Raw genomic sequence first — 17419 nt, 5'->3', positions numbered from 1 at the left:
TTGCGGCCCCGGTTCCCCTCCGGCAACCGCCAAAACGGCAGCGGATCGAAATGTCACAGAACGGGCCACAAGATCCTGTGGCGACGGCGCGACGCCTAGCGTTGCGCCCTCTCCCAGTCCGGATGGATCCAGGGCGCGACGGTCTCCGGCGGCAGCGGATCGCGGCCCAGAATATGGTCGGCAGCCTTCTCGCCAACGAGGATCGTGGGGGCGTTGAGATTGCCGTTGGTGATTCGCGGAAAGATCGAGCTGTCGGCGAGACGGAGGCCGTCGACGCCGATCACCCGTGTCTCCGGGTCGACCACGGCATGCGCGTCGTCGGCCTGCCCCATCCGGCAACTGCCACAGGGGTGATAGGCGCTCTCGGCGTGATCGCGGATGAAGCTGTCGATCTCCCCGTCGGTCTGCAGGTGGGCGCCGGGCTGGATTTCGCCCTTCACGAAGGGTTTGAACGCGTCCTGCGCGAAGATCTCCCGCGTCAGCCGGATGCAGGCGCGGAAGTCCTCCCAGTCCTGCTCCGTCGACATGTAGTTGAAGAAGATCCGCGGATCGTCCTTCGGATCGGACGAGCGCAGCGTGATCTCGCCGCGCGAGGGTGAGCGCATCGGGCCGACATGTGCCTGGAAGCCATGCCCTTCGGCGGCGGCCCGGCCGTCATAGCGCACCGCGATGGGCAGGAAATGATACTGGATGTCGGGATAGCTTACGCCGGCGCGCGAGCGGATGAAGCCTGCGCTCTCGAACTGGTTCGAGGCGCCGAGCCCGCCGCGGGTGAACAGCCACTGCGCCCCGACCAGCGCCTTGCCCCAGAGATTCCAGTATTTGTAGAGCGTGATCGGCTGGCTCGCTCCCATCTGGAGATAGACCTCCAGATGGTCCTGCAGGTTCTGGCCGACGCCGGGGCGGTCGGCGATCACCTCGATGCCCTGTTGGGCCAGATGCGCCCCAGGGCCGATGCCGGAGAGCATGAGGAGCTTCGGCGAGTTGATCGAGGAGGCGGCGAGGATCACTTCGCGCTCGGCGCGAATCGTCTCGATCCGCCCGCCGCGCTCGACCTCGACGCCCACCGCGCGCCCCTCCTCGATCACGACCCGCCGCGCTAGGGCGCGGACAAGGTCGCAATTCGGCCGCTTGAGGGCCGGTCGGAGATAGGCGTTGGCCGCAGACCAGCGCCGGCCGCGCCAGACAGTTTGCTCCATCGGCCCGAAGCCCTCCTGCTTCGCGCCGTTGTAATCCGCGGTCTCGTGATAGCCCGCCTGCATCGCCGCATCGACGAAGGCGCCGTGGAGCGGGTTATTGCGGGGGCCGCGGATGACATGGAGCGGGCCGTCCGTGCCGCGCCAGACCGGGTCGCCGCCATGGCCGCTCGGGTGCCAGTGCTCGATGCGCTTGAAATAGGGAAGCACGTCGGCAAAGGACCAGCCTTCCGCGCCCGCCTCGGCCCAGTGGTCGAAGTCGTAGGCATGGCCGCGGACATAGACCATGCCGTTGACCGAGGACGAGCCGCCAATCACCTTGCCGCGCGGACAGGCGAGTTGCCGCCCGCCGAGCCCGGGCTCGGGTTCCGTACGAAAGCCCCAGTCGTAAATGCCCATGTTCATCGGGTAGGAGAGCGCGCCGGGCATCTGGATGAAGGGCCCCCAGTCGCTCCCGCCATGCTCGATGACCAGCACATTGCGGCCGGCCTCCGCGAGCCTGTAGGCGATGGCGCAGCCGGCCGAGCCGGCGCCGACAATGACGAATTCCGCCTGCATCAGAAGGGCGCCTCCACGTCATTCATCGCCACGTAGACGGATTTGACCTCCGAATAGTGGTGGATCGCTTCCTTGGAATTCTCCCGTCCGACGCCGGATGCCTTGACCCCGCCAAAGGGCGCCTCGACCGGGGCGAGGTTGTAGTGGTTGATGTAGCAGGTGCCGGCCTCAAGCGACGCGACGACTCGGTGGGCGCGGGTGAGATCCTGCGTGAAGACCCCACCCGCGAGGCCGAATTCCGTGTCATTCGCGCGGGTTACGGCCTCTTCCTCATCCTCGAAGTCGAGCACCGCCATGACTGGACCAAAGATCTCCTCGCGGGCGATGGTCATGGCGTCAGTAACGTCGGCAAAGACGGTTGGCTGGATGAAGTTCCCCGGCCGGATCACCCGCTTGCCGCCATAGGCGAGCCGCGCGCCCTCCTCTATGCCCTGCGCGATATATCGTTCAACGATGGCGAGTTGCGCCTCGGAGACCATCGGGCCGAAATTCGTCTCCTCGTCGAGCGGATCGCCGATCACGGCGTGGTCGAGCCGTTCGGCCAGCCGCTCCAGGAACGCCTCCTTGATGCCTTTCTGAACGAAGACCCTGGTGCCGTTGGAACAGACCTGCCCGGTGGAATAGAAATTGCCGAGGATCGCGCCGGAGACCGCGTTGTCGAGATCGGCATCGTCGAAGACGATCAGCGGCGACTTGCCGCCGAGCTCCATCGTGACATGCTTCATCTCCGCGGCGACCGCGGCATAGACCTTGCGCCCCGTTGGCACCGATCCAGTCAGCGAGACCTTCGCGACACGCGGATCGGTGGTCAGCGCCGCGCCAACCTCGCCCATGCCCTGCACCACGTTGAAGACACCCGGCGGGGCACCGGCCTCCGTCAGGATCTCGGCGATCCGGAGGGCGCAGAGCGGCGTCGTTTCGGAGGGCTTGAACACCATCGTGTTGCCGCAGGCGAGTGCCGGGGCGGCCTTCCAGCAGGCGATCTGGGTCGGGTAGTTCCAGGCGCCGATGCCGACGCAGACCCCGAGCGCCTGGCGGATCGTGTAGACGAAATCGCCGCCTGGCTGCGGGATATACTCGCCGGTGAGGCTCGCCGCGAGGCCGCCGAAATATTCGAGAGCGTCGGCCCCCGAGGTGGCGTCCGCGACCAGCGTCTCCTGGAGCGGCTTGCCGGTGTCGAGCGTCTCAAGCTCGGACAGCTCGCGATTGCGGGCGCGGATGATGTCGGCGGCGCGGCGCAGGATGCGGCCGCGCTCGGTGCCGGTCAGCGCCGCCCAGGCCGGCTGCGCGGCCTTCGCGGCGGCCAGCGCCTGCTCGACGATGGCCGGCGTCGCCGCATGAACGTGGGCAATCTTTTCCCCGGTGGCGGCATAGATCACGTCGATGCGCGCACCGGCGTCGTCCTCGACGTATTGGCCGGAAATGAAGTGGCTGGCGACGGGTTGGCTGGTCTGGGTCATTTCGTGTCCCGCAAGCTGTCATAGGAGATCATGACCGCGTCCCGATAGGCCGGGCGCGCGGTCAGGCGGTCATAGTAGCCACGCAGAGCCGGAAGCGGCCTGCGAGCGATGTCGATGTCGAAATAGCGATAGAGCACGTGGCCGAGAAGGATGTCGCCGGGCGTCATGTGGTCTCCGACGAGCCACGGGTGGCGGGCGAGACGGGCCTCGGCGATGGCGAGCTGGGTTTCGAAAATGTCGAGCGCCTCGGCAATGGCCGCAGCGTCGCGGCGCGCGGCGGGCGTGCGGACGACGCGCCAGAAGACCGGGCCCGTGAAGCGGTTGGCGATCTCCTGCTTGGCCCATTCCGCCCACTGATCGGTGGTAGCGCGCGCCGCCGCGCCGGCTGGCCAGAAACCTTGATCGCCATAGTTTGACGCCAGATAGCGCAGGATCGCGGCGCTCTCGAACAGGGTCAGCGCGCCGTCGCGGATCACGGGGATCTTGCCAACCGGGTTCATCGCGAGAAATTCGGGCGTGTCGAGCCCTCCGAACCCTTCGCCGACGTCGTGACGTCGGTGGTCGAGACCAAGTTCCAGGAGCGCCCATCGAACGGCCTGGACATTTGAGGACGTGGCGCGGCCCCAGAGTTCGATCATCATTCGCCCCTCGGAAAGCGGGCGTTTTCCTCGACGACATTGAGGTCCATGTTGTTGCGCATGAAGCGCTCGGAAGCCTTCTGCAGGGGCTGATAATCCCAAGGGAAATAGGCGCCATTCCGGAGCGCCTCGTAGACGATCCAGCGCCGCGCCTGGCTTTCGCGCACCTCGGCATCGAAGCGGGCGAGGTCCCATCGGGCGTCGGCCTCTGCGCGGAGCGCGGCCAGCGGCGCGGCATAAGCAGGGTCGGCAGCCAGGTTGGTCAACTCGAGCGGGTCCGCCGCGAGGTCGAAAAGCTGTTCAGGGTCGAGCACGCATCGGGTGTATTTCAGGCTCCCGCGGCGCAGCGCGACGAGCGGCGCCTCAGAGGCTTCGGCGGCGTATTCCATGGCAACGGGCGCCTCGCGCTCCGCCCCCTGCCCCAGCGGCACGAGGCTTTCGCCGTCGGTCCAGGGCGCGATCTCGTCCATCGCCACGCCAGCGAGGTCGCAGAGCGTCGGGCAGAGGTCTATGGTGGAGACCGGCGCGTCGATCCGGCCGGGCGCCATTTCCGGCGCGGCGATCATCAGCGGAACCCGTGCCGAACCCTCATAAAAACACATCTTGTACCAGAGTCCGCGCTCTCCGAGCATGTCGCCGTGATCGGAAACGAACACGACGATGGCCTCTTGCCGCGTGCGCTCCATTGCGCCGAGGATCTCGCCGATCTTGTCGTCGAGATAGGAAATATTGGCGAAATAGGCGCGGCGGGCGCGGCGGATGTGGTCTTCGGTGATCTCGTAGCTGCGCCAGTCATTGGCGTCGAAGATCCGCTGCGCGTGCGGGTCGTGGCCCTCGTAGGCCAGGGCCGGGACCTCCGGCAGAAGATGCGCGCAATCCTCGTAGAGATCCCAGTATCGGCGGCGCGCGACGTAAGGATCGTGCGGATGGGTGAAGCTGACCGTCAGACACCAGGGGCGAGGGTCGTGGCCACGGGAGAGGTCGTGTATCTTGCGGGTGGCGTGATAGGCGACCTCGTCGTCATATTCCATCTGGTTGGAGATCTCGGCCACGCCCGCGCCGGTCACCGAGCCCATGTTGTGATACCACCAGTCGATTCGCTCGCCCGGCTTTCGGTAATCCGGCGTCCAGCCGAAATCGGCGGGGTAGATATCCGTCGTCAGCCGCTCCTCGAACCCGTGCATCTGGTCCGGGCCGACGAAATGCATCTTGCCGGAAAGGCAGGTCTGGTAGCCGGCGCGCCGCAGGTGGTGTGCGTACGTCGGGATGTCAGAGGCGAACTCGGCGGCATTGTCGTAGACGCGAGTGCGCGAGGGCAGTTGCCCGCTCATGAAGCTCGCCCGGCCGGGCGCACAGAGCGGCGAGGCAGTGTAGGCCGTGGCGAACCGCGTCGAGCCCATCGCGAGCCGCTTGAGGTTCGGCGCATGGAGCCAGTCGGCAGGCCCGTCGGGAAACAGCGTCCCGTTGAGCTGGTCGACCATCAGGATCAGGATGTTGGGACGGCTCACGCTTTGTCTCCGATCAGCAGGTCGAGATAGTCGAGGACCCGGCTGCAGGCCGCATCGGGGTCGGGCGGTGCTTCGCGCAGCGCCTGGCGGATGTAGAGCCCGTCGATCATCGCGGCGACGCTCTCGGCGGCCGGACCCGCGCCGGTGCCGAGAAACGGCCGCAGCGCATGAACGAGGTTGGAGCGCAGCCGGTGCTGGTAGACCCGCAGGAGCCGCGCGGCCGCCTCCGACTTCAGCGACTGGACATAGAAATTGAGCCAGGCCCCGATCACCTCGGGGCGGAAGTTCCCGGCCTCGAAACTGGCATGGACGATCGCCTCGAGCCGCGCCTGCGGGGTTGTCGCCCCGACCAGCCCGCGCCGAACCTCGGCACCGTAGAGCGATAGGATATGGCGCATCGCGGCGAGGAAAAGCTGCTCCTTGCCGCCGAAATAGTGATGCGCGAGCGCGGCCGACACGCCGGCCTCGCGGGCGATCTGGCTCATCGTCACGTCGAGCGAGCCGGCGCGCCCGATCTCGGCAATCGCCGCCTCGACCAGCGCGGCGCGCCGGATCGGTTCCATGCCGAGCTTGGGCATCTTCTCTGGCCTTGTCCGAAATTCGTCCTAGACTGCGCTTGCAAAACGGAGACTAGGCTGTTTTTAATTGATGCGTCAATCAACAAAAACCGCGAAAGAACAGGGAACGCCTCTCATGAACCGTATCGCGCTCTGCACGACACTTCTGCTTTCAACCTCCGGGGCCGCGCTGGCTGCCTGCGACGAGGTTCGCTTTTCCGATGTCGGCTGGACCGACATCACCGCCACGACGGCGGTGACCACCACGATCCTCGACGCGCTCGGATACGAGACTGACGTCAAGGTGCTCTCGGTGCCGGTCACCTACACCTCGATGGCCGAGGGCGACATCGACGTATTTCTCGGCAACTGGATGCCGACGATGGAGGCCGACATTGCGCCTTACCGCGAGGCCGGCACGGTCGTGACCGTGCGCGAGAACCTGACGGGGGCGAAATACACTCTCGCCACCAATGATGCCGGCATGGCGCTCGGCATCTCCGATTTCGCCGACATCGCCGCCCATGCGGAAGAACTCGACGGCGAGATCTACGGCATCGAGCCCGGCAATGACGGCAACCGCCTGATCCAGTCGATGATCGACGGCGACGCCTTCGGCCTGAAGGATTTCGAGGTCAAGGAAAGCTCCGAACAGGGCATGCTGGCGCAGGTGGCGCGCGCCACCAAGAAGGGGGATCCGATCATCTTCCTCGGTTGGGAGCCGCACCCGATGAACGCCAATTTCGACATGGGCTACCTGACCGGCGGCGACGACTTCTTCGGCCCCGATTTCGGCGGCGCGACGGTCTATACCAACACCCGCGCGGGCTTCGCGGAGGAATGCCCGAATGTCGGCGCGCTCCTCGGCAACCTCGTCTTCTCGCTTGCGATGGAGAACGAGATCATGGCCGCGATCCTCGACGCGGGCGAAGACCCGGAAGACGCCGCGAAGGCCTGGCTCGAGGCCAACCCCGACGCCTGGAAGCCCTGGCTCGACGGTGTGACCACCAAGGATGGCGGCGATGCCGTGGCCGCGGTGACGGCGGGCCTCGCGGACTGATCCCTGCCCGCCCCTCCGGGGCGGCGCGACACCCAGGAAGGCAGGCGCCCGTCCGGCGCCTGCCGCGGGAGATCTTATGGACTGGCTGACCGACAACAAGATCCCGGTGGGAAAGGCCGCTGAGGCGCTCTTCGATTGGCTTCAGGGGCATGGCGCCTGGTTCTTCGACGGGCTCTCGGAGGCGATGGAGGCGATGATCGGCGCCATCCTCTGGATCCTCCAGACACCGCATCCGCTGATCGTCGTGGCGGTCTTCGCCGCACTGAGCTGGCTCCTGCAACGCAATTGGAAGATCTCCGCTTTCGTCGCTCTGGGCTTCCTCTTCATCATCAACCAGGGCTACTGGGAGGAGACCACCGAGAGCCTGACGCTGGTGCTCTCCGCCTGCGTCGTCTGCATGGCGATCGGCGTGCCCATCGGCATCGCCGCGGCGCACAGGCCGCGTCTCTATCAGGCCATGCGCCCGGTGCTCGACCTGATGCAGACCCTGCCGACCTTCGTCTACCTCATCCCGGCCATCGTCTTTTTCGGCATCGGCATGGTGCCGGGGCTGATCGCCACGGTGGTCTTCGTCCTGCCCGCGCCGATCCGCCTCACCTGGCTCGGCGTCTCGACAACGCCCGAGCCGTTGCTCGAAGCCGCCCGTGCCTTCGGCGCCACGCCGTCTCAGGTTTTGGCCAAGGTAGAGCTTCCCTATGCCATTCCCCAGATCATGGCCGGGCTCAACCAGACCATCATGCTCTCGCTCTCGATGGTGGTGATTGCGGCGCTGGTCGGCGCCGACGGGCTCGGTGTCCCGGTGGTCCGGGCGCTCAACCAAGTCAATACAGCCCTCGGCTTCGAGTCGGGCTTTGTCATTGTCGTGCTGGCGATCATGCTCGATCGGATCTTGAATCTGGGAGCGAAGAAATGAGCGCCGTCCGCTTCGACAAGGTCTCCATCGTCTTCGGCGACGCGCCCGAAACCGCCCTGCCCGCCATGGATCGCGGCCTCAGCCGCACAGAGGTCGAGGCCGAGACCGGCCAGATCCTCGGCGTCCACGACTGCTCTCTGGAAGTGGCCGAAGGCGAGATCCTGGTGCTCATGGGGCTGTCCGGTTCCGGCAAGTCGACGCTCCTGCGCGCGGTCAACGGGCTGAACCCGGTGGTACGGGGACAGGTCGAGATCCGCGACGGCGACTGGACCGCCGAAGTCGTTGGCGCCTCGAACACCGACCTGCGGCGAATCCGTCGCGAATGCGTTGCCATGGTCTTCCAGCAGTTCGGCCTGCTGCCCTGGCGCACGGTGCGGGCCAATGTCGGCCTCGGGCTTGAGCTTGCGGGCCTGCCGGCGGCGGAGCGCCGCAGACGTGTGGACGAACAGCTCGACCTCGTCGGGCTCGGGGACTGGTCGGAGCGGCTGGTGGGCGAGCTTTCGGGCGGCATGCAGCAGCGCGTCGGCCTGGCCCGGGCCTTCGCCACCAATGCGCCGATCCTGCTCATGGACGAGCCCTTCTCGGCGCTCGACCCGCTGATCCGGTCACGTCTCCAGGACGAGCTGCTGGAATTGCAGTCGCGGCTCCGGCGAACGATTATCTTCGTCAGTCACGACCTCGACGAGGCGTTCAAGATCGGCAACCGGATCGCGATCATGGAGGGGGGCCGCATCGTGCAATGCGGCACGCCGCGCGAGATCTTCTCCGACCCGGCCAACGAATATGTCGCCGATTTCGTCGCCCACATGAACCCGCTCGGCGTGCTGCGCGCCTCCGACGTGATGGAATCGGTCAATGGCGAGACACCCGCGCGCGTCGTCGGCGCCGACACGCCGGTCGAGGACGTCATGCGCATCCTGCTTGCCGAGGGCGTCGCCGTGGGTGTCCACCGCGGCAACACGCTCGTCGGGCGGGTCACCAAGGCCACCGTCATGCACCGCCTGCTCGATCCGCGCGCCGATCTCTGATCACCTTGCCTGCGCCTGCGCGCGCGCTATACCCGGAGCGACCGGCAGCGCAGGGAGGCCGCAGTGACCGAGACGATTTCCGGCATGATCGCCGCAGCGAAAGACGACGCTCCGGCGATCGGCGCGCCCGGGCGCGACTGGATGGACTATGCCGGCCTGAAGCGGCTCGGCACCGAGGTCGCGGCCACGCTCCACGCCGCCGGAATCGGCCGCGGTGACCGCGTCGCGATCGTGCTGCCGAACGGACCAGAGATGGCCGCGGCCTTTCTCACCATCGCCCAATGGGCCACGACCGCACCGCTCAACCCGGCCTATCGGGAGGAGGAGTTCGGCTTCTACCTCGAGGATCTGAAGGCCCGCGCCATCGTGCTCCCGGAGGGCGCAGACGGCCCTGCCCTGTCCGCCGCACGGCGTTTCGACCTGCCGGTGCTCTGGCTGACGGCCGACCCGGACGCGGCGGCCGGGCGTTTCACCCTGCGGGCCGAGTCTGCGGGCACCCCGGCGGACACAGCCGCGCCGCGCGCTGACGACACCGCGCTCATCCTGCACACCTCCGGCACCACGTCGCGGCCCAAGATCGTGCCGCTCCTGCAGTCCAACGTGACTGCCTCGGCGCGGAACGTGGCGGCAGCGCTGGCGCTCTCGCCCGCGGATCGCTGCCTCAACGTGATGCCGCTCTTTCATATCCACGGGCTGATCGCGGCGCTACTTGCAAGCGTCGCAGCGGGCGCGCAGATCGTCTGCACGCCGGGCTTCGATGCGCTGCGCTTCTTCGCCTGGCTCGACGCGGCCCGCCCCACCTGGTACACCGCCGTTCCGACAATGCACCAGGCGATCCTCGCGCGCGCGCCGCGCAATGAAGCGGTGCTGGAGCGGGTGTCACTCCGCTTCCTGCGCTCCTCCTCCGCCTCGCTGCCGCCCCAGGTCTTCGCCGAACTGGCGGCCTGTTTCGACGCGCCCGTGATCGAGGCCTATGGCATGACCGAGGCGGCGCATCAGATGTGCTCGAACCCGCTGCCGCCGGAGGCGCAGAAGCCGGGTGCGGTCGGCCGCGCCGCCGGGCCCGAGGTGCGGATCGCCGACGAGGCGGACGACCGGCTCGTCGACGGGATCGGCGAGGTAGTGATCTCGGGGCCGAACGTGACGCCCGGCTACGAGGCGAATCCAGAGGCGAACGCAAAGAGCTTCTTCGAGGCCGATGGCCGGCGCTGGTTCCGTACCGGCGATCAGGGCGGTTTCGACGCCGACGGCTATCTGAGCCTCACCGGTCGCCTTAAGGAGATCATCAACCGCGGCGGCGAAAAGATCTCGCCGCTCGAGGTTGACGCGGTGCTGATGGATCACGCCGCTGTGGCGCAGGTCGTGTGTTTCGCGCTGCCGCATCCCAGTCTCGGCGAGGATGTCGCCGCGGCGGTGGTGCTGCGCGACGGCGCGCAGGCCAGCGAGGAGGAGATACGGCACTTTGCCGCCACCCGGCTCGCAGCATTCAAGGTGCCGCGCAAGGTTCTGATCGTAGGCGAGATTCCAAAGGGCGCGACCGGCAAGATGCAGCGCATCGGCATGGCCGAGAAGCTGGGGCTGGCATGAGGATCTGCATTTTCGGCGCAGGCGCCATCGGCGGCTATCTCGGCGCGAAGCTCGCGGCGGTGGGGGCGGATGTCTCGCTGGTCGCCCGCGGCCCGCATCTCGCCGCGATGCAGGCGGACGGGCTGCGGCTCCTCGAGGACGATGGCGAGACCTGCGTCCGGGTCCGCGCCGAGGCCGACCCCGCGGCGCTCGGCGTGCAGGACTATCTTGTCATCACCCTCAAGGCGCATTCGGTGCCGCCGTTGGTCAGCGCGATGCAGCCGCTGATCGGGCCGGAGACCTGCGTGGTGAGCGCCGTGAACGGCCTGCCCTGGTGGTATTTCCACGCTCACGGCGGTGCGTTCGAGGGCACCCGCCTTGCCTCGGTCGATCCGGGAGACGCGCAATGGGACGGCATCGGTCCGGAGCGTGTGCTGGGCTGCGTGGTCTATCCGGCCGCCGAGGTGGTACGCCCCGGTGTTGTGAAACATGTCGAGGGCACCCGGTTTTCGCTGGGCGAGCCGGACGGCACGAAATCGGACCGCGCCATGGAGTTCTCGCAAGCCCTGATTGCGGCCGGGCTGAAAGCACCGGTGCGGACGCGGCTCCGCGACGAGATCTGGCTCAAGCTCTGGGGCAATCTTTCCTTCAACCCGATCTCCGCGCTGACCCACGCGACGCTCGACGTGCTCTGCACGGATCCAGGCACCCGCAATGTGGCCCGCGCGATGATGCTGGAAGCGCAGACGATCGGCACAAGGCTCGGCGTGAAATTCCCGATCGACGTGGAGCGCCGGATCGACGGCGGCGCCGGTGTCGGCGCCCACCGGACGTCGATGTGGCAGGACCTCGAGGCGGGGCGGCCGATGGAGATCGACGCGCTGGTCGGGTCGGTTGCGGAACTCGGCCGGCTGGTCGGAGAGGCGACACCGATGATCGACGCGGTTCTGGCGCTGATCCGCCTCCGGGCGCGCATGGCCGGGCTCTATCCGACGGTGCCACGTACTATGTGAACCGGGTGACGGGCAGACCGCCCGGCCCGTCGGTGCGGCGCTATTCCTGCACGCAGATCTCCTTCGCGCCAATGGCCCTCAGCGTCCGCACCACCAGCAACACCATGATCGCCAGCAGCATCAGGAAGAACAGCAGCCCCAACCCGCCATGCACGCCCGAATCCGTCATTGCCGCATAGCGGAAGGTCGCAATGGTCAGCGCCGCGATCGGGAAGCTCAGCGCCCACCAGGACAGCGCGAAGGGCGTCTTGCGGATTTTCGGCGCCTGCACCGCCACGAGCGCGGCAAACAGATAGGCCGCATTGAGCAGGATCCGTGCCAGCGCATCGGGCTGCCCGCTATTGAGGTTGATCCAGGCGAGAAAACCGACCGCCGGCGGCGCGATGAGGATGGCAACCGTCGGCAGCAGCTTGCCCGGCAGCGGGTCGTGGAAGATCAGCCGGTTCATCACGAGAACCAGGAGGATCAGCCAGAAGACGAGACCGGCGGAAAAGAACAGCCAGGACAGCTCGACGAAGCCCAGCCCGACGCCGGCCACCGGGGCCACGACATTGCCCACCGCCGGGATAAACCATGCCGGCGAGATGTGCATCGGTTGAAACGGCCGGTGGCCGATCCAGCCGGAGATGACGGCGAGCGTCAGCACCGCTTGCAGCGCCGCACCGAGCAGCCAGATCCCCCGCGCGACATCCGGGACCGAGGGAGCAAGCGCGGTGGCAATGAGCAGCAGCGAAATGGAGATTGCCGGGAAGAAAGCCTTCTTGACCGGGTGGTTCCACTCGGCGCGGAACTGCGCCCGGTGCCGCCGCCATTTCACGGCGAAGAAGACCGAGATCGACACAAAAGCCAGAACCGTCGCTGCCAGGAACACATGCGAGGCGAGCGCCCCGACGCCGAACCAGGTTTCGACGACGTGGGTGGCAAGCGTCAGCCCCGCCAGCCCCATGACGGTGGCATAGAAGGTGACGGGGAAATGTGCGAGCCGCGGCTCGAGTACTGCTTCCGTTTGGCTCATGCGTCGGGTGCTCCAGGGATCAGGGCATTTGCCCAATAGCAATAGAAGGTCCGTTTCCGACCGCCGCCGCGACGGTCATGTCCTGCGCCGTAGGGGGTGGCCTCCGCGCGCGACAGGGCGATGTTGGCCGAAACCGAGGCGGCCCAAGGCCAGCACTGCAGGGTCGTTCCACGATACATCCGTGCCACGCGCCTCTTGTCTCGCCACAATGACGCATCCTCATTATCTGTTATCGGGCGCAGCCGGCAAGGTCCGGCGCGCAAAAACATTCAATTTTCACGATACGTTAAGCCACGGCCGTTTTCCATGCGCCTTTTTCGCTCACGCCCGGCTGTGACCCGCGCATCACCTCGCTGGCATTGGGAGAGTCGCATGGTGGGAGACGGGCATACCAAGGCATTTCAGCGATTGCCTTTGCGCCACCGCTCCCGCACACAACCGTCGCCGCGCCACGCTTACCAAGCTCCCCCTGACCAAACGCTTGCCGAATCATGACAATCGCCATGTCTCGCCAGGGTTGCGGCCGCGATTCCAGCGCAGCGCACCGGCATAGATACATGCTTCATGCATTTAAACTGGATCAAAACTGCAAAATATGGTCTGTATCATGATTACCCGGGGCATCTTTCGCCCGGAAGGACGGAGTCTCGAAGGGATCGGCCGACATGCGTCTGACCGTACGCACGAACCTCGCCATGCGCGCACTCATGTTCTGCGCCATCAACTCAGACCGTATCGTCCGCAAGGCCGAGATCGCCGAGGCGTGCAACTCCTCGGAGAACCATCTCGGCGTCGTCATCAACATGCTCGGCCAGACCGGGTTCATCGAGACTGCCCGCGGCCGCAATGGCGGCATCCGCCTCAAGGTCGCGCCCGAGGCGCTCTCGGTCGGCCAGGTCTTCCGCGTCTTCGAGGCCAATGTGCCTTTCGCCGAATGCTTCGCCGGCTCGGACAATCACTGCCCGCTCACCGCCTCCTGCCGGCTGCGCGGCCAGCTTTCGGTGGCGCTCGAAGCCTTCTATGCCGCACTCGACAAGGTCACGCTGGCCGATCTCATCCAGGACAATTCCGGCCTGCGCACGCTGCTCGAGATCAAGCCCACCTGATCCGCGCGCGCCTCCCGTCGCTGTGCTATGCTCCCGGTGACCGATCGATTTCAGGGGACCACATGATGCGAAAAGCGATGCTTGCGGCACTGACTTTCCTGACGGCACCTGCGCTGTCGGACGCCGAAACCCTCGACGGCACAGTTACCTATCGGGAGCGGATGATGCTTCCGCCGAACTCGGTCCTCGAGATCACGCTCGAGGACGTCTCGCGGGCTGATGCGCCGGCGCGCGTGCTTACGCGCCACCGGATCGAGGATCCGGGCACCCCGCCCTTCCGCTTTTCCATCGACTATGATCCCGCCGTGATCGACCCGTCACGGAGCTATGCGCTGCGCGCCAGCGTCCGTCAGAACGAACGGTTGCTGATGACGACCGACACGACGTACCCGGTCCTGACCCGCGGCGCGGATGACGGTGCCGACCTGCTGCTGAAACTGGTCGGCGCCCCGGCGCCGGATGCGGACCTCATCGACACGTTCTGGAAGCTCGAGGAACTCGGAGGTGCCGAGGTGACGGCCATTGAGGGCAAGCAGGACCCGCACCTGGTGTTCCTCGGCGACGGTGGCTACAGCGCGACAGTGGGTTGCAACATGCTCCGCGGCAGCGTCGAGATCGGCGACGGAACGGTGGATTTCGGCCCGGCCGCGATGACGATGATGGCCTGCCCGCCGCCGCTCGACGAGATCGAGCGCAGCTTTGCCAAGGCGCTCGGTGCCGCTGCCGGCTACCGGATCACCGGCGAGACGTTGGAGCTTCTCGACAGCTCCGACATGGTGCTGGCCCGTTTCCACGTGGTCCATCTCTGAGCCGAGGGCTCAGGTCGCCGGAGGGAAGCCGAACTCACACCAGTATTCCGGCTCCAGCGAGGGCAGCACGAGCGAGTCGCCGTAATTCCCATCCTGCGGCCCGTCCGGCGAAGGGGTGACGACGACGCGGATACCCGCCGCCACCGCCGCGGCATGGCCAACCGGGCTGTCCTCGAACACCAGCGCATCCTCGGGCGCACAGCCAAGTCGCGCCAGCGCCAGCAGGTAGCATTCGGGATCGGGCTTCTTGCGGGCAACGTCGTCCCCGGTCACGACCGTGTCGAAGATCTCCTCCGCCGGCGCCGGCAGGCAACTTTGCGCCACCGTCTCGAAGCTCGGCCGGCTGGCCGCGGTCACCACGGCACGGGAAAGGCCGTGCGCCCGCGCCGTGTCCAACAACTCGGTTACGCCCGCGCGGAAAGGCAGCGGATTGGCCTCCAGCAGGCGGAAGAAATGCTGCCGCTTGGACTGATAGACCTCTTTCAGCCTGTCGGTCGGGACACGTTCCGCCTCCGGCAACCGGGACTGAAAATAGCCCATCCGTTCAACCGCGCCCGAGACCGCCAGCAGCCCGCGGTAGCACTCCGCGTCCCAGTGCCAGTCCAGCGCCATGTCCTCGAACGCCGCGTTGAAGGCGCGGCGATGCACGTCCTCGGTTTCCACCAAGGTCCCGTCCATGTCGAAAAGCAGTGCCTTCATTGCGCTGCGGTCTGCCGCGCAAGCGCCTCGGTGACGATCTCCGCCAGCCGGTCGAAATGGTCGAAGGCCCAGTCATGCGGGATCTCCGAAACCGGGCTCTTGCGGTAGCCCTCGGTATAGAGCGCGAAGGGTGTGCCGGCAGCCTGCGCCGTCTTCGCATCGGTGCCGCTGTCGCCCACGTAGAGCACCGGCCCCTCGCCCATCTGCGAGACACAGAGATCGAGCATGTCGGGAGCGGGCTTCGGCCGCTCCGCCATCCCGCCGGCGACGAAACCGTCGAAATAGTCCCAGAGCCGCATATGGTCCATCACCCCGCGGGCAGGCGCCTCCGGCTTGTTGGTGCAAAGGCCGAGCCGGTGACCGGACGCCTTCAACAGCGCCAGCGCATCGACCACGCCCGGGTAGAATACCGCCCGCTCCACCGCGCCCTCGTATTCGGCGAGCAGATCGGCATATATCTCCGCGTGGCGTTCGGGCGTCTCCTCGATCCCGCGCGCCGCCATCATCCGGCTCACCAGAACCGGCGCACCCTCGCCGACAAACTCCCGCACCTCGTCCAGCGTCAACGCCTCCTTTCCCAGCCGGCCGAGGATGATGCCCGTGGCGTGCTGGATGTCCGACGCGCTGTCGATCAGCGTGCCGTCGAGGTCGAAGACGATGTTCATTGGCTCATTTCCACTTGATGGAGCAGCCCATCGAGGGGACCTGCTCTTCGGGACCGCGGCCGGTCTCGGCCACCTGCTTCATGGCCTCGAAGAGCTCGCGCCGCAAGTCCGCGGCGCCGGCGGTCTTGCGGGATGCGTCAAGACGCCCCCGGTATTGCAGGGCGAGATCGGCGTTGAAGCCGAAGAAGTCCGGCGTGCACACGGCATCGTAGGCGCGGGCGACCGACTGGTCCTCGTCATGGAGATAGGGGAAAGGCAGCCCCCATTCGGCGGCCTTCGTCACCATGTTGTCAAAGCCGTCGTCCGGGTAGGTGGCCGCGTCGTTGGAACAGATCGCGGCCACGCCAATGCCAAGCGCCTGAAGGTCCCTTGCGTCGCGCACGATCCGGTCGATCACGGCGAGCACATAGGGGCAATGGTTGCAGATGAACATGACCAGCGTGCCCTTCGGCCCGGCAATGTCGGCAAGGGTCCAGACCCTGCCATCCGTCGCCGGGAGCCGGAAGGACGGCGCCTTCCAGCCGAAGTCGCAGACGGGGGGGATTGCAGCCATGAAAGCCTCCTCGGTCAGATGTCCTGAACGAAGATATAGCCATCCGCGGTCTTTTCCGCACGTCCGATCCCGCCGCCGCCGAGATGGAAGCCGATCAGCGGCATTTGCTCCGCAGCAAGCCGATCCATCAGTTTCATCCGGGTCGCCGCAGCGAGGTCGAAATCCTGGTCCGAGCCCGAGCGCCAATCCGGGCGCGCAAAGGCGACGTGGTCGTTTCCGATCGCATCGCCGATCACCATCGCGCTTTCGCTGCCCGACCGGATCTCGAAGGACATGTGGCCCGGCGTGTGGCCCGGCGTCATCCGCGCGGCGACACCGGGCAGGATTTCTTCACCATCGCCGAAGAAGTCGATCCGGTCCTCCATCAGCTCCAGCCGCCGCTTCGCTCCCACCGCGAAGGCGGCGCGCTCGGCGCCGATCGAGTCGACCGTGTTCGGATCGGTCCAGTAATCCCATTCGGCCTTTCCCATCATGTGCGTGGCTTCCGGGAAGAACGGATCATCGAAGTCGTCGAGCACGCCCCAGAGATGATCCGGGTGGCCGTGGGTGAAGACGACATGGGTGATGTCCTCGGGCGCGAGCTCCGCGGCGTCGAGCGCGTCGAGGATCTTGCCCGCGCTGTCCTGGAAGGCCGAGCCCGCGCCGGCATCGAACAGAACGGTGTTGTCGCCGCTCCGGAGCAGCGTCAGGTTGCAGGCCGGCGTCAGCGCCTGGTCGGGCGTCATGCCGAAGGGCGCGAGCACCTGCGCGAGCGCGTCCTGCGGCATCGGGCCGAAGATGAAATCGCCCGGCAGCGTCAGGTGTCCGTCGCTCAGCGTCTGGATCTCCATGTCACCCAGCGTGATCGCCGCCTGTGCCCATCGCGGCCGCAGCCCCAGCCCACCGGCGGCCACCCCCGCCAGCGTCGCCTGTATCATGTTTCTGCGCGTCAGTTTCATGGCCTGTCCTCCCCATCTCCCAGTCGCACGCGCATACTTACATTCAAATTCACGAATAACAATCATCCCGCAACGCAAATCGCCCCCAAGAGTGAAAACTCCGGGGGCGCATCGGTCCGAAGCCCCGGCAAGGGGGC

General features: G+C 66.7%; 17 protein-coding genes. 7 read left to right on the top strand and 10 right to left on the bottom strand.

Annotated features, from left to right (window positions below):
* Positions 1-95 precede the first annotated feature (95 nt).
* Genes betA through betI form a run of 5 tightly spaced genes read right to left on the bottom strand, consistent with a single transcriptional unit; the run spans position 96 to position 5938 of the window.
* Positions 96-1754 (bottom strand): choline dehydrogenase, encoded by a 1659-nt coding sequence (gene betA / locus EU800_RS00640; RefSeq protein WP_129627340.1) that lies wholly within the window; start codon positions 1752-1754, stop codon positions 96-98.
* On the bottom strand, positions 1754-3214 hold the full coding sequence (gene betB / locus EU800_RS00635; RefSeq protein WP_129627337.1) for a betaine-aldehyde dehydrogenase: 1461 nt from the start codon (positions 3212-3214) through the stop codon (positions 1754-1756). Before betB ends, betA begins: the two co-directional genes overlap by 1 nt.
* A complete protein-coding gene (locus tag EU800_RS00630) occupies positions 3211-3855 on the bottom strand; it encodes a glutathione S-transferase family protein (protein ID WP_242500337.1) in 645 nt (214 codons plus the stop codon). The genes betB and EU800_RS00630 overlap by 4 nt, the downstream gene beginning before the upstream one ends.
* Positions 3852-5360 carry a choline-sulfatase gene (gene betC / locus EU800_RS00625; protein ID WP_129627334.1) on the bottom strand — a complete coding sequence of 503 codons (1509 nt, stop codon included), beginning with the start codon at positions 5358-5360 and terminating at the stop codon, positions 3852-3854. Before betC ends, EU800_RS00630 begins: the two co-directional genes overlap by 4 nt.
* Positions 5357-5938, bottom strand: a complete 582-nt coding sequence (betI, locus tag EU800_RS00620) for a transcriptional regulator BetI (protein ID WP_129627332.1) — start codon at positions 5936-5938, stop codon at positions 5357-5359. Before betI ends, betC begins: the two co-directional genes overlap by 4 nt.
* Positions 5939-6053: 115 nt before the next feature.
* Between betI and choX the strand changes: the two genes are divergently transcribed.
* From choX to EU800_RS00595, 5 genes are all read left to right on the top strand, one after another.
* Positions 6054-6977: a choline ABC transporter substrate-binding protein gene (gene choX, locus EU800_RS00615; protein ID WP_129627329.1), complete on the top strand. Its 924-nt coding sequence runs from the start codon at positions 6054-6056 to the stop codon at positions 6975-6977.
* Between the two features lie 76 nt (positions 6978-7053).
* Positions 7054-7890, top strand: a complete 837-nt coding sequence (choW, locus tag EU800_RS00610; RefSeq protein WP_129627326.1) for a choline ABC transporter permease subunit — start codon at positions 7054-7056, stop codon at positions 7888-7890.
* Complete coding sequence (gene choV, locus EU800_RS00605) at positions 7887-8918, top strand: choline ABC transporter ATP-binding protein (protein WP_129627323.1); 1032 nt, start codon at positions 7887-7889, stop codon at positions 8916-8918. Before choW ends, choV begins: the two co-directional genes overlap by 4 nt.
* A 63-nt stretch (positions 8919-8981) precedes the next feature.
* Positions 8982-10505, top strand: a complete 1524-nt coding sequence (locus tag EU800_RS00600; protein WP_129627320.1) for an acyl--CoA ligase — start codon at positions 8982-8984, stop codon at positions 10503-10505.
* A complete protein-coding gene (locus EU800_RS00595; protein ID WP_129627317.1) occupies positions 10502-11497 on the top strand; it encodes a 2-dehydropantoate 2-reductase in 996 nt (331 codons plus the stop codon). Before EU800_RS00600 ends, EU800_RS00595 begins: the two co-directional genes overlap by 4 nt.
* A gap of 40 nt (positions 11498-11537) precedes the next feature.
* On the opposite strand, the gene EU800_RS00590 is transcribed toward EU800_RS00595, so the two are convergent.
* Positions 11538-12512: an SLAC1 anion channel family protein gene (locus EU800_RS00590; RefSeq protein ID WP_129627314.1), complete on the bottom strand. Its 975-nt coding sequence runs from the start codon at positions 12510-12512 to the stop codon at positions 11538-11540.
* Positions 12513-13177: 665 nt separating this feature from the next.
* On the opposite strand from EU800_RS00590, the gene EU800_RS00585 reads away from it, so the two are divergent.
* Together EU800_RS00585 and EU800_RS00580 are read left to right on the top strand one after the other, a co-directional pair.
* On the top strand, positions 13178-13618 hold the full coding sequence (locus EU800_RS00585) for an Rrf2 family transcriptional regulator (RefSeq protein WP_129627311.1): 441 nt from the start codon (positions 13178-13180) through the stop codon (positions 13616-13618).
* A gap of 62 nt (positions 13619-13680) precedes the next feature.
* Positions 13681-14427 (top strand): YbaY family lipoprotein, encoded by a 747-nt coding sequence (locus tag EU800_RS00580; protein ID WP_129627309.1) that lies wholly within the window; start codon positions 13681-13683, stop codon positions 14425-14427.
* 9 nt (positions 14428-14436) lie between these two features.
* Here the strand turns inward: EU800_RS00580 and EU800_RS00575 are convergent, their stop codons facing one another.
* The 4 genes from EU800_RS00575 to EU800_RS00560 are packed head-to-tail and all read right to left on the bottom strand — an operon-like array spanning position 14437 to position 17282.
* Positions 14437-15126 carry an HAD-IA family hydrolase gene (locus EU800_RS00575; protein WP_129627305.1) on the bottom strand — a complete coding sequence of 230 codons (690 nt, stop codon included), beginning with the start codon at positions 15124-15126 and terminating at the stop codon, positions 14437-14439.
* Positions 15123-15791, bottom strand: a complete 669-nt coding sequence (locus EU800_RS00570; protein WP_129627302.1) for an HAD-IA family hydrolase — start codon at positions 15789-15791, stop codon at positions 15123-15125. Before EU800_RS00570 ends, EU800_RS00575 begins: the two co-directional genes overlap by 4 nt.
* Positions 15792-15795: 4 nt before the next feature.
* Entirely contained in the window at positions 15796-16344 is a 549-nt protein-coding gene (locus EU800_RS00565) for a thioredoxin family protein (protein WP_129627300.1), read from the bottom strand.
* 14 nt (positions 16345-16358) lie between these two features.
* Positions 16359-17282, bottom strand: a complete 924-nt coding sequence (locus EU800_RS00560; protein ID WP_129627297.1) for an MBL fold metallo-hydrolase — start codon at positions 17280-17282, stop codon at positions 16359-16361.
* Positions 17283-17419 lie beyond the last annotated feature (137 nt).

Source organism: Tropicimonas sp. IMCC6043 (genome assembly GCF_004146235.1).
In the GTDB taxonomy this organism is placed as follows: Bacteria; Pseudomonadota; Alphaproteobacteria; order Rhodobacterales; family Rhodobacteraceae; genus Tropicimonas.
The sequence above is the reverse complement of the archived record's forward strand: the minus strand, read 5'-3'. Positions and strand labels throughout refer to the sequence as shown.

What these genes read in the sequence shown, in the direction of transcription:
- betA (WP_129627340.1), bottom strand. Translation starts at nt 1,754, where the DNA reads ATGCAGGCGGAATTCGTCATTGTCGGCGCCGGCTCGGCCGGCTGCGCC.
- betB (WP_129627337.1), bottom strand. Translation starts at nt 3,214, where the DNA reads ATGACCCAGACCAGCCAACCCGTCGCCAGCCACTTCATTTCCGGCCAA.
- EU800_RS00630 (WP_242500337.1), bottom strand. Translation starts at nt 3,855, where the DNA reads ATGATGATCGAACTCTGGGGCCGCGCCACGTCCTCAAATGTCCAGGCC.
- betI (WP_129627332.1), bottom strand. Translation starts at nt 5,938, where the DNA reads ATGCCCAAGCTCGGCATGGAACCGATCCGGCGCGCCGCGCTGGTCGAG.
- choX (WP_129627329.1), top strand. Translation starts at nt 6,054, where the DNA reads ATGAACCGTATCGCGCTCTGCACGACACTTCTGCTTTCAACCTCCGGG.
- choW (WP_129627326.1), top strand. Translation starts at nt 7,054, where the DNA reads ATGGACTGGCTGACCGACAACAAGATCCCGGTGGGAAAGGCCGCTGAG.
- choV (WP_129627323.1), top strand. Translation starts at nt 7,887, where the DNA reads ATGAGCGCCGTCCGCTTCGACAAGGTCTCCATCGTCTTCGGCGACGCG.
- EU800_RS00595 (WP_129627317.1), top strand. Translation starts at nt 10,502, where the DNA reads ATGAGGATCTGCATTTTCGGCGCAGGCGCCATCGGCGGCTATCTCGGC.
- EU800_RS00590 (WP_129627314.1), bottom strand. Translation starts at nt 12,512, where the DNA reads ATGAGCCAAACGGAAGCAGTACTCGAGCCGCGGCTCGCACATTTCCCC.
- EU800_RS00585 (WP_129627311.1), top strand. Translation starts at nt 13,178, where the DNA reads ATGCGTCTGACCGTACGCACGAACCTCGCCATGCGCGCACTCATGTTC.
- EU800_RS00580 (WP_129627309.1), top strand. Translation starts at nt 13,681, where the DNA reads ATGATGCGAAAAGCGATGCTTGCGGCACTGACTTTCCTGACGGCACCT.
- EU800_RS00575 (WP_129627305.1), bottom strand. Translation starts at nt 15,126, where the DNA reads ATGAAGGCACTGCTTTTCGACATGGACGGGACCTTGGTGGAAACCGAG.
- EU800_RS00570 (WP_129627302.1), bottom strand. Translation starts at nt 15,791, where the DNA reads ATGAACATCGTCTTCGACCTCGACGGCACGCTGATCGACAGCGCGTCG.
- EU800_RS00565 (WP_129627300.1), bottom strand. Translation starts at nt 16,344, where the DNA reads ATGGCTGCAATCCCCCCCGTCTGCGACTTCGGCTGGAAGGCGCCGTCC.
- EU800_RS00560 (WP_129627297.1), bottom strand. Translation starts at nt 17,282, where the DNA reads ATGAAACTGACGCGCAGAAACATGATACAGGCGACGCTGGCGGGGGTG.